Raw genomic sequence first — 14,478 nt, 5'->3', positions numbered from 1 at the left:
CGGTGCGTGAGCCTCTCGACTCACACCGCTCCCATCAGACAAACGCGCCGATACCTCCAAAGCGCCAGTGTGCGAACAAAGACGGGTTCTGCTTTGCAATTCTTTGCATGAGCATGCTGGCCCGCACTTTGTGGCCACTTAGCCGACGGTATTTTCGCATGATCCAGGCACGTATCGTGAAGTCTGTGTGCCTGTATATCGGCCACATCGCAGAATGATAGAATTTCCCGTAATAAGCGATCCAACCCCGGAGGATTGGATTGAAAATGCGAGCAAACTCCTCCAGGCTAAGATGTGACTGATTGCGAAGATTGAGCCGCCGCGTTTCTGACCGCATGGCCTTAAGAGATTTTGCACTGACTGCAGGTGAGAAGCTCGTGAAGAGTATCCCCCTTTCACGCGCTCTGGCACCCCGCGCTCGGAACTCGTAACCTACGAAGTCAAACTTCGTGTTCGGGAGCGAGTCCTTTCGATTTGAATCCTTGCAGTAAACAGTCTGCGTTTTATCCGGATGCATTTCCAGGCCACATGCAGCAAGTCGAGTTTGCAGTGACGCCTTAATGGCGTTTGCTTCCTCTTCAGTCCTGCAATGCACGAGCCCGTCATCAGCATAGCGGCACCAAGGAAGGTCCGGAAACATTCTCGTCATCCAGACATCGAACGCATAGTGCATAAACAAATTACTCAAGACGGGGCTGACCACACCACCTTGAGGAGTTCCTCGGGTTCGTTCAACCAGAGTTCCGTCCTCTTGTTGCAGCGGGGCGGTAAGCCAACGTTTGATGTAAAGCGTCACCCACTTACACATCGTATGTTTCTCGAGCGCTTTCAGCAGAAGCGCGTGGTCGATATTGTCGAACAGACCTCTAATATCAAATTCCAGAACCCAATCGTATCGCCAGCAGCGCTCACGCGTGACGGCGATTGCATCGAGCGCCGATTTCTTCGGACGATAGCCGTAGGAATCGGGCAGGAAGATAGGTTCCAGAATCGGTTCAAGGTGCTGCTTGACAACTGTCTGTGCCACGCGGTCGGCCACTGTAGGCACGGCTGCTTCGAACTGCACTTCGGCCTGGTCAGACTTTGGGATCGGCTGAGATCACCCATCCTTTTCATCCGCTTCGCGGCCAACGGTTCGTTGTTCTGAAGATCAGAAGGATGTCCGGCGTTGAGACGTTGAGCCTGCGTCATGCCTCGATGGGTTCTTTTGCTGTCCGTCGCGATTGGACCGACTGGGCACCCCCTGGCACCCCGAGTGAGCCCACCGAGGCAAATTTGCCGCTGCTCATTGATGTCACCGGACTGTTAGCACTCGCGGATCTCGTCGTCTCGATAAAGCACAAAACGAGAGCTTGACCGATGACTCCAGCTCTGAATCAATCGGACATAAAATTGATTCGGTCCGGCAGATATGGAAAAGGCTTCCTCCGCTGCTTTACGCCGACGCCGACGCAAGCTGGTGCGGGATTTGCCGTCAATCGAGCAGATCGTACGTGGCTCTCTGATCGAGACCTACAAGCGTTGTGGCCGTCCCAGTTGTCATTGTATCGACGGACCTGGACACGGACCCAAGCGATATTTATCGACAATTGCGCGAACCGGCGAGCGACCACGGCTCGGCTATGTACCAAATGCGATCTACCCAAAAGTCGCAGAGTTTCTTGGCAATTACCGCACGCTTCAGGAGATGCTCAACGAGATTTGTGCGATCAATGCCGAGCTTCTGCGCCGCCGCGAGAGTCTCGACTAAATGGACCCGGCGATCGCAGCCCTCGATATTGCCAAGGCGGGCGCCATCATCGCCAACATGATCGAATCCTATCTTGCTGCCGGCGCCTCGCCGCTCAGTGCGGAAGGAGCCGAACATGCTGTTGAATGCGAAGATTGCCGATCATCATCTGACGCGGCACGCTTGTATCTACATTCGCCAGTCGACGATGGCGCAAGTGCGGTTCAACCAGGAGAGCACAGAGCGTCAGTACAATCTGGCAGACCAAGCGAAGTCGCTCGGCTGGAGCCCAGAACAGATTCGGATTCTCGACGGGGATCTTGCCCAGTCGGGGCAACAGACAACCAAGCGCGACGACTTCAAGACCCTTGTGACCGACGTAGCGATGGGGCAAGTCGGTGCCATCTTCTCGTTGGAGTCGTCGCGCCTGGCGCGCTCCAACAAGGATTGGCACCGATTGCTGGAACTATGCGCCATTACCAAGACCTTGGTGTTCGATGGCGATGGTTGCTACGATCGATCATGTTGATACCTTCATTTGTTTGCTCTCGGGTCGAAAACGAGGTGATCTCGAGCTCCTGTTTTAAGCTCTCGCAATGCGACAATGCTGGCTTCCGTATCAGGAAAGAGGAATCGCTTGTCCCAAGGATCGCGCTGGATATCAATGGTGCCGCTGCGGATACGTCGCTTGATCCAAGAACTCGAAACTCCCAAACGCTTTGCCATTGCGGTCACCGGCAGCCAGCCAGCAATGTGACGAGCACGCGTTGCGACGCCGTCCTGCAGTACGCGATGGCGCTGCCGCACGATCTGAACGGTTCGTACTGGAACATAATTTCGGCGCGGTGAGCGGTGCCCCTCCTGGGTCAAGGTGTTGGCGATTTCGGCATCATCGAAACCCTGGCGGGCCAGCTCAAGGATCCGTGCTTGCATCTCAGTCCCTCGAGTTAGAGCATGCAGGGCATGGACCCTCGGCTCGACTTCCAATTCGGATATCTCGCCACCACACCAGACGATCCGGACCGCGATTCGATCGCGCGTGATGCGGTGGAGAACAACCTTGTCAATCAGCGTTCGTAATAACTGCTTCTTATCTGCCCGGCTCACATCAGGCCGCCGCCAGAGCTCAGGCAAGTGTGGACCAAGCGCAAGAAACTCATTCTGCTCCTCTGGGGTCAACATGGCTGATTTGCTCTTCGTGGCTCGGCGGGTGGTCAGCGCCTCTTCAGCCTGCCGGAGTTCGCGTAACGCTTTTTCCCATCGTCGCTCCAGCTCAGCGGCGATGAGGCGATTGTCAGGATCGACCCGATTATACTGTCGTTCGGCCAGGAGCGCCTGATAGCGCAGTCGCTCAACCTGCTGCTCTTCGGCGCGATCAAGCGCTTCGTCAGTCTGCTGCCGCGCATTGAGCGCACGCCTCCAGGCCTCCACCTCAGCGGGAGCGATCGCTGCAAAGAATGCAGCCACCACCTGTGCGTCGATCGGATCGGCGGGAAGATGCTGGCATAGCGTCTTGCCTTGGTGGTTCAACAGGGCATTGCAGACGTAGCGAGACCCGCCCTTGTATTGTATCGACATCTTGTGGCCGCACCGGCCGCACCAGGTGATGCCCTGCAAGATAGCGGCCCCCTCTCGGGGCACGCCACGCGTTTGATTGCGTTGGTATTCGGCATGGTTGTCGCGCAACATGGCCTGGATCCGCTCAAAGCCATCCCAATCGATGTATGCAGGATAGCGGTCCTTTACTACTACCTTCCACTCTGCCATTGGGCAGCGGGCCGTCTTCAGTTTACCACTTGCATAGGTCGTGCGGCAGGACCTGGTACGGCCATAGACGAAAGCGCCAGCATAGGCCGGATTCCTCAAAATTCCGGAAATCATGCTGGCCGATGGTGTCCGCCACGCAATATCGCCGAACCGGTCCCGCCGCGGTATGGAGAGCGCACGATCTCGGAATGACCGGATTACCTTGCCTACGGAGCCTCCCTCCAGAAACGTCGTGAAAACCAGTGATATCCGCTGCTGCACCTCCCTGCTTGGATCCTTCGATGCCACGCCATTGGCGTCACGTTCCAAACCCGCCGGTAACAGTAACGTCAACTCGCCGCGCTCGGCCTTGGCGCGCAGCCCCGCCGTCAGACGACCGCGCAGAGTGTGCAACTCCACTTCGGAGATTGTGCCCTTTAAGCCGAGTAACAGGCGCCCATTGGTTGAGCCAGGATCGTAGACGCCGTCGCGATCCGCAATGAGGCATTGCCGGTAGCCGCACAGATCGAGTAGCGGGTACCAATCAGAGCAGTTGCGCGCGAGACGCGTCACCTCGTAGGAGAGAATGATTCCGATTTCACCCAACGTGACGCGAGCGATAACGTCCTTGAAGCCCTCGCGATGCGCTGCTGTCGATCCACTCAATCCAAGGTCGGCATCAACGACATCAACATTGGTATCATCCCAACCGAGATCGGTGGCTCGCTGTCGCAGTGCATACTGCAGTCGCAGGCTCTCCTGGTTGGTCATCACCTGATGAGGCGTGGACTGCCGAATGTAAATTACGGCTCTGCGACACAGGTGGCTCCCCGTCACGAGATCCGACCTCATGGCTCTCCTCCCAGCGAACCACGCGAGCTCGCCAATTTTGATTCGGAGCCGTGCCCTAAAGAATCATTTGTCGGCTGATTCGCCAAGCTCGTCAGCACCACTTCTCTTGAAAGCCGAAGCAAGTCTCGAATGCTTTCGAGCGAAAGCTTGCTTGACGGGACAGACAGCCGCTCGCCATAGAGGTTGGTTGCTGCAGCTCGAACTCTCAGCAAAATGCCGTCGCGATAATGAACGAGAACGCAGCCGCCGGGTCGGAGCGAGCTTCCGGCCGATACCAAATCAAAGCACCGTCCGTATAGTGGATGGGTTGGGTCGGTTACGGTAATCTGCTCCAACTGATCAGATGGCTCCCGAATAGGGGCATCATGCGGTGTGGTCGTACGATCCATCCGACTTCAACGACAGCCTCGTTCTTGGGATGAAGGGCACGTTCGCTCAGGCCGAACTGCACATCATTCGCGCGCGTCTCCACGGCGGCAAACTCAATAAGGCGCACAAAGGCGAGTTGCGTTTTCCTCTGCCGGTTGGTTTGGTATTCGACGGCGACAAAATCGTTCTCGACCCCGACCAAGAAGTGCAAGGCGCTGTTCGAGCGGCCTTCGAACTGTTTGAGCAGGAGAACAGCGCCTACGGTGTCGTTCAACGCTTCCACCAACTCGGCCTTCTCTTTCCGCGTCGGTCGTACGGCGGTGTCTGGAATGGCAAGCTTATCTGGGGTCGGTTGACCCATTCACGAGTTCTCGGCGTTCTCACGAATCCGTCTTATGCCGGCACCTACGTATTTGGTCGGTATCAATCCTGCAAGAAGATCGGTCCCGCCGGCGAAATCTCAACTCAATCGCGCCAGATGCCACAAGATCAGTGGCGTGTAGTTATTCCGGACCACCATCCGGGCTACATCACCTGGGCTCAATTCCTTGCCAATCGTAGTCACCTCGCAGCGAACCGGACCAACAGCGAGGTTCTCGCTGGGCCTGCTCGCGAAGGTCTCTGTTTGCTGCAAGGCGTATTGCTTTGTGGCATTTGCGGGCGGCGTCTGAGTACACGTTATGCCGGCAACGGCGGTCTCTACCCGAGCTATGACTGCAATTCGAGAAGTCGGGACGCATCGCCGCTTCGCCACTGCATGTCTTTGCCGGCAAAGCCGTTGGATGATGCCATTGCGGCGCGTTTGTTGACCGCCGTTACGCCACTGACAATCAAATTAGCGCTCGAGGCGCTGAACAACTTGGAAGTGCGCGACAAAACGATTTCTGCGCAATGGCGTCGAAGAATCGAGCGGGCCCGCTACGAAGCTGATTTAGCGGAGCGCCGTTACGAGGAGTCTGACCCCAGCAACCGGCTCGTCGCCGCTACACTCGAGAAACGCTGGAACGACGCGATGCAGCGGGTGATTGAACTGGAAGCCGAACTGGCGCATTTCGAACGCCAATCAATGCGCAGCGTTACGGCTGAGCAGAAGCAGCAGATTCTGCGGCTCGGTCGAGACTTTCCTCGACTGTGGAAGGCACCAACCACCTCGGCTCGCGACCGCAAGCGCATACTCCGTCTGCTGATCCGCGATATTACCGTCAGCAAGGCCCCACAACCAAAGCTGCTCCGCTTGCAGATCTGCTGGCAGGGAGGGGCGACGGAAACAACCGAAGTTCAGCAGCGGCCGAGCTACCCTGATGTGCTCCGCTATCCCGACGCATTCGTTGCTAAAATCCGCACCATGGCGGAACGATACGATGACACGGAGATCGTTGCGCGCCTCAAAGCAGAAGGTTTGACGAGCTCGACCGGTAAACTATTCACCGCCAGCATGATAAGCTGGACCCGTTACAAGCATCGCATTTCCAGACCGCTGCTTCCCGATGGAACACTCAATGTCCGCCAGGTCCGCGCGAGATATGGCGTCAGCCTGTGGGTTGTCCATTATTGGATCGAACGTGGCATTGTCTCGGCGACACAACGAAAATCAAATGCGCCATATGCCATCAAAATCGACGACAATGTTGATCAACGACTGCGAGAATGGGTCGCAAACTCGAGCCATCTCCACCCAGCATCCCCAACGTAAACTGTGTGAGGTGCATTATGCCTGGCGCGTCGGCACGCCGAGAATTCTTTCCCCGCCATTCTTCTTCGGAATGGCGACCGCTTTGACCGGCGGGGGGAAATAGCTCCCAGACGCCAGCCTGTTCCAGATTTTGTACAGATTGCCCTTCAAGTTCTTTTCGAAATCAGTGATCGTCTCCTCATCCACGCCGGCAGCGCCCGCGTTGGCTCGGACGACCTTGTAGGCTTTCCACACTTGTTGCTTTGAGATGTCGAATGGTTTCGCTGCACTCACCCGCCTCATCCTCTTGCGAGTTGGACGCCAAATACAGCTGTCTGACCCGACCCCTTTGCTCCAGCCGCATTACCAGCCTTCATCGCTCGTACGAGTCGGTCCGTCCCAGTGCTCCGCATCGGGCTTTTCGCCTTGTGGTTTTGACCACTTGTGCTTTTCCCTTGGCATCGTAGCGACTGGTTCCCGCAGTTCCATACTGAAGCCTGAATCAGAGTCACGCCCCCTATACACCGGCCGCCATCTGCCCAGTAATCAGGTTTCCGACAGACTTGTCCCGGGGTCTGCACTCGCTCCCGGTTTTGACGACATTTCGTTTTAACGACGCGTCTTCGAGGGTTCACTTGCGTTCGTCTCTTTGACTCTCACCTGCTGGGGTTCTTCCCCACGCTTTACTCCAGCGCTCACGACCATGGCTCTTTACCTAGGCCGCCTGGAGTGGTTTGAAGTCTGCTCCTGAAAGCCGACTCCGGAGGGCCCACCTCCATCTTCTGTATAGCTTCTTGTTTGATTGGATCAGTTCATTCTGAACCTCCTCTCTTACGACTGCGGCACACAATGAAGGTAGAGGTTGCTCAAAAGCACACTGATCGATCCGCCTTGTGGCGTTCCTTGTTCGCTCGGATACACCGCTCCGTCTTCCAAGACACCCGCTTTCAACCAGCGCCGGATCAAGCTGATCAGGCGCGGATCACCGACTCGATGTTCGACAAACCGGAGGACCCAATCATGATCGAGACTCCCGAAGAAGTTCTTCAAATCCGCCTCCAACACCCAGCTGATCATGCCGCCGGCGATGACCTCATTGAGGGTCGCCAAGGCGTGATGGGCGCTGAGCTTCGGCCTGCCGCCGAACGAGCAGGGCAAGAAGTCCTGCTCGTAGATGGCGGACAACACCTCAGCCGTGCTGCGCTGGAGCGCCCGGTCGGCGACAGTTGGGACCCCGAGGGGGCGCTTCTCCGTCTTACCGGGCTTGGGGATATAGACACGCCGAATGTTCGGCGCCCGATATCCCTGTCGGTGGATGGATTGGAGCATCGGCTCGATCCATCCGTCGAAGCTCTCCCTCGCCGCCTCCACCGTCTGTCCGTCCACCCCGGCGGCGGAGCGCTTCGGAATCTGTAATAGATTCTTTTGCACTCGGTCGCGCGTGATGTGATGGGCCAACGAGGTGAAGCGAAGATTTGGCTCGCGCCGAGCTTTCACTGCTATTTGTTCAAGTTTCGTTTCCATGGTCAGCTGATCTTCTCTTAGAATAGAAGGCCGTGACTCCCGTTGAATGGAGCCCATGTCGCCCAAGAACAATTCAACTACCGCTGACCGCTTCCCCATGTAGTCGGCTCTCCCGACCTCCGAGTACTATCAGTCAGTCTGACTTCCACCCGGTCATCAGACCCTTCTCACCTCATCGGCTTGGCAGGTCCTACAAGCTTGCGCTTGAACCGGATGGATCTCCCTTGTTCACGTTGCTTCCTTTGGTTGCATGCTGGCGGTACGAACCCCGGGAGCACCTCAGCCCGCTCGCGATGGCGTGGGTTGCGGTTCCGCCTTCCCCTTTGAGAGACAGGGTCGGCTACTCCGATCACGTTCGATTTCGGGGCTATCTTCCCGTTCACTTGATTCCGGCCTACAACCTCCCTGTCTACGCTTCGCAACGGCCGTTACCGGACGCCACGCAAGACTCGGTTCGCGGCTGCTCGCTAGGCTTTGCCGCGGCCGTCATCGCAGACGGCAGACTTCAACGCGCTTGCAAGGCGCAACGCTCGCGGCATCGAATGTGCCAAAGGGTGATCGTTGAACAACGAATCACCGGAGGGGGGTCGTCCAAATGCAGGTTAGCACCATCGGCGTTGATCTCGCCAAGAACGTGTTCCAAGTGCACGGCGTGGATAGTGTGGGCAAGGTCGTCATCACCCGTCAGTTGCGGCGCAAGCAGGTCATCGATTTCTTGAGCAAGATTCCTGCTTGCCTGGTCGGTATGGAAGCCTGCGGAACCGCTCATTATTGGGCTCGTGAAATCTCCAAGCTCGGTCACACCGTGCGACTGATGCCGCCGAGCTAGGTGAAGGGCTATGTCAAACGGTCAAAAAACGATGCTGCCGATGCAGCCGCCATCTGCGATGGCCGTGACACGCCCATCGATGCGGTTCGTGCCGATCAAGTCGGCTGATCAGCAAGCCTTGCTGATGCTGTATCGAACGCGGGATCTTTTGATCCGCCAGCGCACGCAGCTGATCAATGCGCTTCGAGCCCATCTTGCCGAGTTCGGCCTCGTTGCGGAGACGGGACGCGAAGGTCTCGCGCAGCTTGCCGAAATCATCACGGACGAGAGTAATCGCGAAGCTCTTCCGTCTGCGATGAAACAGGCGCTGCAGACCATTGTCGGTCAACTCGCCGCGCTGGGAATTGCAGATCGGGGCTCTGGATCGCGCCATTCACGCCCAGCATCGTGCCAATGATATGAGCTGCCGCATCGAGACCGTGCCTGGGATAGGTGTGATCGCGGCCACGGCTATCGCTTCTACTGTCACGGACCCGAGTAACTTCAAATCAGGTCGGGATTTTGCAGCATGGATCGGACTTGTGCCGCGTCAGCACTCGACGGGCGGCAAGGAGCGGCTCGGCGGCATCTCCAAGCAGGGAGATCGCTATCTTCGACGGTTGCTCGTGATCGGTGCAACATCCGTTGTTCAACACGCCCGGCGGCATCCGCAAAAGCATCCCTGGATCACAAGGCTGCTGGCCAGGAAGCCGGCCAAGCTCGTCGCCGTTGCCGTTGCCAACAAGATGGCGCGCATCGCTTGGGCGATCATGGCCAAAAGGGGGACACTATCGAGCGCCGGAGCTTGCTGCAGCCACCTGAAGAGGCTTAGCAATGGGAGCGTGAGGCGACGGCGGAGCAAGACAATCGAATTGCGAGGGTGATGATGGCGTGATGCGAAACGGTCGAGCCGTCGATTGGGACAACCCGCTTCTGGGTCATGGGCATTAAAGCCCGTGGAAATGATTGGGACCCGATCCGCGGACTACATCAGGGCCAGCGGTCATGGTGCCGCGCAAACAGGCCGGACACATGACTTGTACCCGACCGCCAGCCGAACGTCAGATTCTTCTTGCAATGCGGGCGTCGTCCACACATGACCCTCAACAGACATTCGATCGGCATGTTAGGGATGGCGGCCCTCGGGAGCGGCCAAGCGTGATCGGATGATACCGTCCTAGGACAGGCGCGTTTTCGAAGGCATCTCTCTGACTTCCCCCGGGGGCATGGCGAGGTTCGCAGACTCTTCTCCGCTCAGCCCTTCTTCCATCAGAGTTGCTGTCCAGCCCTCGGGAGTTGCGTCGAGGACACGATCCACGGCCTCCTCACGCGGCGTGGCAGCCAGCCAAATCCGGCGCTCTGCGTCATCGGTCGTGACTCGAACAAGATGGATTTCCATCTGCTTACGACGCGCGTAGTCCGATTTAGTTTCTCTCTTCTGGATTGACGTAGTCGGCGGGGAACCATATGACAGTCGGCCACTTAAGTTGTCGCGGCGCTCTGCGTCGCAGGCTGCGTCTTTTCAGACATGGTGCAGCGAATTAGGAGTTCTGACGAATGCAAGTCTTGGTTCGCGACAATAATGTCGAGCAGGCACTTCGAGTTCTGAAAAAGAAAATGCAACGCGAAGGCGTGTTCAGAGAAATGAAGCGGGCGAGCTTCTATGAGAAGCCCTCGGAAAAAGCGGCCCGCCAAAAGTCCGAGGCGATTCGCCGCGCTCGCAAGCTGGCCCGGAAACAGGCTATTCGAGAGGGATTGATTGCCGCCCCAGTCAAGAAGCCCAATGATAAGCGTCCGACCCGCGCGCTCCCGAGCGTCGCAGCTACGAACCCCAAACAACCATAACCAATTCGGCTGCGCCTTGAAGGGATAGAACTCCCCGACATTGAATCCGTACAGGAAGAAGCTGCTCGCTTATTGGTAGACATGGCAAAGCACGCAGTCAGGGGTAACGGCGATAGCTCCCCACGGCACCGAATGGCCATCGAAGTCCGAGATGACAACGGCCCGGTGCTGCAAGGCTAAGTTCACGTTCGAAATGGACCAGACAAGGCATTGACGCTGCCACAGTTGGCACCTTTCGCTGGGTTTTTGTGTATCTTTTTTGCTAAACGCGGTGCGTGCGTTGGGCGTAGGCTGCCGTCATCACCGCGCCGCCCGTGGCCTTTATCGGTGACGGAGAGTGTTGTGCTCCCGCCCTCACAGCAGAAGGGAGCGTCTCATGCTCGACGCGCAGCTCACTAACAAGCTTTCACCCCGCGAGACGATGTGGCCCCGCTGCCCGAGGTGCGGAGGCAAGGCGGAAGTTCTCAGGGTTGTACCGGGAAGACCGGGGTTCGAGCACCGAACCTTGAGGTGTACTAACTGCCCAACGATATACGAAGCACAAGCTCCCGCAGACCCGATTAATTCCGAAGCTATGGGCTGGCTTCAGAGTGGATTGAACCCGCCTCGATAAATGCGGGTAGGGTCCTTGGCAGTGGAACCTGCGCTACTCAGCTTCCGGCCTCGCGCCATCGATCCGGTGCGCTCCCGGTGAGCCAGCGGGCGTTAGATATCGGGCGCTGTGTCAAAACGACCCCATTGTGGTATTCCTCCAAGGTACAAACATAGAGGAAACGCCAATGGCAACGGGTACGGTGAAGTGGTTCAACGGTCAAAAGGGGTTCGGCTTCATCGCGCCGGATGACGGCGGCCAAGACGTTTTCGTGCATATCAGCGCACTAGAACGCGCCGGACTTTCTGGCTTGGCAGAAGGCCAAAAGATTTCTTACGAAGTCAAAGTCGACCCCAAGCGTGGCAAAAGCAGCGCAGAAAACCTGCGCGTTTGATGTCGGGCAAACCCGACAGTCAGTCTCCAGAGCAGCTTGCCAAAGCTAACAGGCTGCGACTAGCTTAGCTACTTTCCGGCGCAAAATTTGGTCTGGTTAGCCTTTGAATAGAATCGGCCGGTGGGCTGAAAACTGCAAGGTCGGACGGAATTGCAGTTGACGTTGGTCGCTGCCGCTGATTCATTCTTGCGGATGAAACGCGCGCAAGCTCTCCGGGCCCGCCAGAAGCTGGCCGGCAAATTGCCGGTCACCGGCGAGATTCTGCGTGGCTCGCTGCTGGAGCGTACTGTCCGACATACCAAAGATTGCCCGAAATGCGCGCGCGGCGAAGGGCACCAGGTCTTCGTGCTGACGGTGAGCTACGCCGGTGGACGAACCCGGCAAATCAGTGTGCGCCGCGAACGGGTTCCCGAGGTTCGCCGCTGGCTCGACAATTATCAGAAGCTGAAGGAGGCGATCGAGACGATCTGCGAGCTCAATCACGATTTGCTGCGTCCGGAGAGAGCCGCGACAAAGCGCCGAGCACGCGGGGGCAAGAGCTGTGATTAAGATGCGGCGGGCGCAGCTGAGCTTCGGCGACGGACTGATCACTGAGGAAGTGAGCGATCTTCGTGAAGACTGGATGACACACGCCGACCAAGTGCTGGCGGACGAACAAATCGTAGCTGCCGTGTACGAAGCGTTGGCGAAGCGGCATCCCAAGAGTCGCAGCCGCGGCCGACCGGGCGCTCCAGCCGAAGTGGTGCTCCGCTTGTTGATTCTCAAGCACATCCGTAACTGGAGCTATGGCGTGCTGGAGCGCGAAGTGCGCGCCAATCTGGTGTACCGGGACTTCACCCGCGTCGGCGCCGCCAAGACGCCCGATGCCAAGACCATGGGGCGCTGGGGCGTGGCGGTGGGGCCGGACGTGGTCAAACAGATTCACGAAAGGCTGGTAAAGCTCGCACGAGACAAGGGGGTGACGGAAGGGCGCAGAATGCGCGTGGATACAACGGTGGTGGAGACCAACATCCACTATCCGACCGACTCGAGCTTGTTGGGAGACGGTGTTCGGGTGCTGATCCGCACCATGAAGAAGATCACAACGATCGCTGGCGAGGTCGGAGCCGCGCTGTCCGACCGTAGCCGGACCGTGAGGCTGCGGGTGCTGGACATCGCGCGCGCGGCGCGCTCCAAAGCCAAGCAGAGCCGGGAGAAGCTCACGCGGGCGTATGGCAAACTGCTCAGTTCGACCAGCCGGGTGGTGGGACAGGCGAAGCGGTTCTCCAAGGAGATCGCCGAACGAGTGAAGCGCGCCTCGAGCGCCCGCAAGCAGCTGATGCTGGAGGGCCTGCGTCAGGAACTCGATGCGATGGTGCCGCTCATCAAGCAGGTGATGAAGCAGACCAGAGCGCGCATCTTCCGTGGTGATACGCGCTCTGAAGGCAAGATCCTCAGCCTGTTCGAGCCATCGACAGAAGTCATTCGCAAGGGCAAAGCGGGCAAGCCCAACGAGTTCGGCAAGATGGTGAAACTACAGGAGGCCGAAAACCAGATCGTGATCGACTATGAAGTCTACGCTCAGCGACCGCACGATTCGGAGCTGCTGATTGCAGCCATCGAAACGCATCAAACGATGCTCGGACGTGCGCCACGCCTCGTGGCGGCAGACGCCGCCTTTTACTCCGCAAAGAATGAGGCAGCCGCGAAAGCGAAAGGCGTCAGACGCGTCTGCATCCCCAACCGCTCAACCAAGAGCATTGAACGCAGGTGCGAGCAGAAAAAGCGCTGGTTCCGTAACGGCCAAAAATGGCGGACCGGATGCGAGGGCCGCATCAGCGTAGCCAAGCGGCGACATGGGCTTAACCGTTGCCGCTACAAAGGCGAGGCCGGCATGAAGCGTTGGGTCGGCCTCGGTGTCGTCGCCGACAACATCGTCAATATCGGCCGTGCAATGGAAAAGCGGACCGCCCCATAGACAGCCTCGCCATCTGACTCTGCAACACTCCGCCGGTCACCTCCGGCGACTTTTGCGTTGCCGGACGCCCTCGGCCACTCTCTCCAAAACATCAATTTTGCGCCGGAAAGTAGCTAGAGCGGAAGCCGAGACGGCACTCCAAGAAGCGGAAGCTAAGGCTGTCGCCGTTCGCGCGAATATGGAGCGGCTTCGGGCTTTACGGCTGGCTCAACAAACACAAGCTATCCGCACGGAAATCGCTACACAGAGACCAGCGACAAAGCCAAAACCAAAGAAGCGATAGGTGAACAAGAGGCCGCCGCAGTTGGCGGCCTTTTTCTATGTTCGCCTGACCGCTGACGTCGGCCCGGAACGGACTTGAGCTAAAGATATTTCCGCATCTGCTCGGTTGCCGGCCATCTACGGCGAACTAACACATCATGTCGTGTGCCATACACCAGTCCGGGCCATTTTCGGGTGCCGGCCTCCCCTGTATCCTCGTTGTTTGCCACCGATAGCCGCGACCGAGCATGCACTGTTTGAGTGCAGCGGTATCCGCAAGGTCTCGAATGTCACCAGTCTGGCTATAGCAAAAATCGAGCGCGGCTTGCGAGACAGCGGCACTGCGCGGGTGCCAGTGCGGCCTAATGAGATCCCGGTAAACCTTATTTACAACTTGGCCGGCGCGCGCCGCAACGGAGCTTACAAGCGAAATAACCAAAATAATTAGCGCCCGTTGCATGGCTCGCAACCGCTCCTCTTTTTTGAATGACCTTAATAGTTGGTCATGTTCAGCGTCGCACTGGTTCGAAGCTATCAATCACAGATTGGCAAGCCAAGCGTAATAGGCAACTTTCCGAACCGCATCGCATGTCGCTTCATGGCCCATGGCGTCGTTTGCTCCGGTTGCACAAAGGTGGTCGGTGTCAGCGCGAAGCTGACATCACCGACAATTTATGAGTGTGCACGCGCAAAGACCGTTTCCGGAAGATCGGTCCGAGCTAGCTTGGC

General features: G+C 57.8%; 12 protein-coding genes and 2 pseudogenes. 10 read left to right on the top strand and 4 right to left on the bottom strand.

What is annotated here, in order from left to right; all coding sequences use genetic code 11:
* Window positions 1-34: 34 nt before the first annotated feature.
* On the bottom strand, window positions 35-1,090 hold the full coding sequence (gene ltrA, locus NLN62_RS22905) for a group II intron reverse transcriptase/maturase (RefSeq protein ID WP_371933130.1): 1,056 nt from the start codon (window positions 1,088-1,090) through the stop codon (window positions 35-37).
* Between ltrA and NLN62_RS53525 the strand changes: the two genes are divergently transcribed.
* From NLN62_RS53525 to NLN62_RS22895, 3 genes are all read left to right on the top strand, one after another.
* Complete coding sequence (locus NLN62_RS53525; protein ID WP_256576112.1) at window positions 1,084-1,356, top strand: DUF5372 family protein; 273 nt, start codon at window positions 1,084-1,086, stop codon at window positions 1,354-1,356. The genes ltrA and NLN62_RS53525 overlap by 7 nt on opposite strands.
* A gap of 55 nt (window positions 1,357-1,411) precedes the next feature.
* Window positions 1,412-1,750: a DUF6788 family protein gene (locus NLN62_RS53520; protein WP_371932974.1), complete on the top strand. Its 339-nt coding sequence runs from the start codon at window positions 1,412-1,414 to the stop codon at window positions 1,748-1,750.
* Window positions 1,751-1,865: 115 nt separating this feature from the next.
* Window positions 1,866-2,258, top strand: coding sequence for a recombinase family protein (locus NLN62_RS22895; protein ID WP_254110297.1), 393 nt, complete (start codon window positions 1,866-1,868; stop codon window positions 2,256-2,258).
* Between the two features lie 5 nt (window positions 2,259-2,263).
* On the opposite strand, the gene NLN62_RS22890 is transcribed toward NLN62_RS22895, so the two are convergent.
* Entirely contained in the window at window positions 2,264-4,327 is a 2,064-nt protein-coding gene (locus tag NLN62_RS22890) for a recombinase family protein (RefSeq protein WP_256575945.1), read from the bottom strand.
* Between the two features lie 370 nt (window positions 4,328-4,697).
* On the opposite strand from NLN62_RS22890, the gene NLN62_RS22885 reads away from it, so the two are divergent.
* Window positions 4,698-6,389, top strand: coding sequence for a recombinase family protein (locus NLN62_RS22885; RefSeq protein ID WP_254110295.1), 1,692 nt, complete (start codon window positions 4,698-4,700; stop codon window positions 6,387-6,389).
* Between the two features lie 27 nt (window positions 6,390-6,416).
* On the opposite strand, the pseudogene NLN62_RS22880 reads toward NLN62_RS22885, so the two are convergent.
* Both NLN62_RS22880 and NLN62_RS22875 read right to left on the bottom strand, forming a co-directional pair.
* A pseudogene (locus NLN62_RS22880) lies at window positions 6,417-6,671 on the bottom strand (group II intron reverse transcriptase/maturase); the annotation flags it as partial.
* A 528-nt stretch (window positions 6,672-7,199) separates the two neighbouring features.
* Window positions 7,200-7,892 carry a reverse transcriptase domain-containing protein gene (locus NLN62_RS22875; RefSeq protein WP_254110294.1) on the bottom strand — a complete coding sequence of 231 codons (693 nt, stop codon included), beginning with the start codon at window positions 7,890-7,892 and terminating at the stop codon, window positions 7,200-7,202.
* A 595-nt stretch (window positions 7,893-8,487) separates the two neighbouring features.
* Here NLN62_RS22875 and NLN62_RS22870 point away from each other — a divergent pair.
* The 6 genes and pseudogenes from NLN62_RS22870 (at window position 8,488) to NLN62_RS22850 (ending at window position 13,488) form a co-directional block, all read left to right on the top strand.
* A pseudogene (locus tag NLN62_RS22870) lies at window positions 8,488-9,522 on the top strand (IS110 family transposase).
* 735 nt (window positions 9,523-10,257) lie between these two features.
* Window positions 10,258-10,545 (top strand): 30S ribosomal protein S21, encoded by a 288-nt coding sequence (gene rpsU, locus NLN62_RS22865; protein WP_035665512.1) that lies wholly within the window; start codon window positions 10,258-10,260, stop codon window positions 10,543-10,545.
* A 72-nt stretch (window positions 10,546-10,617) separates the two neighbouring features.
* Window positions 10,618-10,725 (top strand): hypothetical protein, encoded by a 108-nt coding sequence (locus NLN62_RS53515; RefSeq protein WP_371933013.1) that lies wholly within the window; start codon window positions 10,618-10,620, stop codon window positions 10,723-10,725.
* Between the two features lie 599 nt (window positions 10,726-11,324).
* Window positions 11,325-11,531 (top strand): cold-shock protein, encoded by a 207-nt coding sequence (locus NLN62_RS22860; protein WP_254094002.1) that lies wholly within the window; start codon window positions 11,325-11,327, stop codon window positions 11,529-11,531.
* A gap of 192 nt (window positions 11,532-11,723) precedes the next feature.
* Window positions 11,724-12,080 (top strand): DUF6788 family protein, encoded by a 357-nt coding sequence (locus NLN62_RS22855; RefSeq protein ID WP_371933107.1) that lies wholly within the window; start codon window positions 11,724-11,726, stop codon window positions 12,078-12,080.
* Between the two features lies 1 nt (window position 12,081).
* On the top strand, window positions 12,082-13,488 hold the full coding sequence (locus tag NLN62_RS22850) for an ISNCY family transposase (protein WP_254108288.1): 1,407 nt from the start codon (window positions 12,082-12,084) through the stop codon (window positions 13,486-13,488).
* The last annotated feature ends 990 nt before the right edge of the window (window positions 13,489-14,478 follow it).

The sequence above is a fragment of the Bradyrhizobium sp. CCGUVB23 genome, from assembly GCF_024199885.1.
In the GTDB taxonomy this organism is placed as follows: domain Bacteria; phylum Pseudomonadota; class Alphaproteobacteria; order Rhizobiales; family Xanthobacteraceae; genus Bradyrhizobium.
The sequence above is the reverse complement of the archived record's forward strand: the minus strand, read 5'-3'. Positions and strand labels throughout refer to the sequence as shown.

What these genes read in the sequence shown, in the direction of transcription:
- NLN62_RS22855 (WP_371933107.1), top strand. Translation starts at nt 11,724, where the DNA reads ATGAAACGCGCGCAAGCTCTCCGGGCCCGCCAGAAGCTGGCCGGCAAA.
- NLN62_RS22850 (WP_254108288.1), top strand. Translation starts at nt 12,082, where the DNA reads ATGCGGCGGGCGCAGCTGAGCTTCGGCGACGGACTGATCACTGAGGAA.
- NLN62_RS22875 (WP_254110294.1), bottom strand. Translation starts at nt 7,892, where the DNA reads ATGGAAACGAAACTTGAACAAATAGCAGTGAAAGCTCGGCGCGAGCCA.
- NLN62_RS22890 (WP_256575945.1), bottom strand. Translation starts at nt 4,327, where the DNA reads ATGAGGTCGGATCTCGTGACGGGGAGCCACCTGTGTCGCAGAGCCGTA.
- NLN62_RS22860 (WP_254094002.1), top strand. Translation starts at nt 11,325, where the DNA reads ATGGCAACGGGTACGGTGAAGTGGTTCAACGGTCAAAAGGGGTTCGGC.
- NLN62_RS22895 (WP_254110297.1), top strand. Translation starts at nt 1,866, where the DNA reads ATGCTGTTGAATGCGAAGATTGCCGATCATCATCTGACGCGGCACGCT.
- rpsU (WP_035665512.1), top strand. Translation starts at nt 10,258, where the DNA reads ATGCAAGTCTTGGTTCGCGACAATAATGTCGAGCAGGCACTTCGAGTT.
- NLN62_RS53520 (WP_371932974.1), top strand. Translation starts at nt 1,412, where the DNA reads ATGGAAAAGGCTTCCTCCGCTGCTTTACGCCGACGCCGACGCAAGCTG.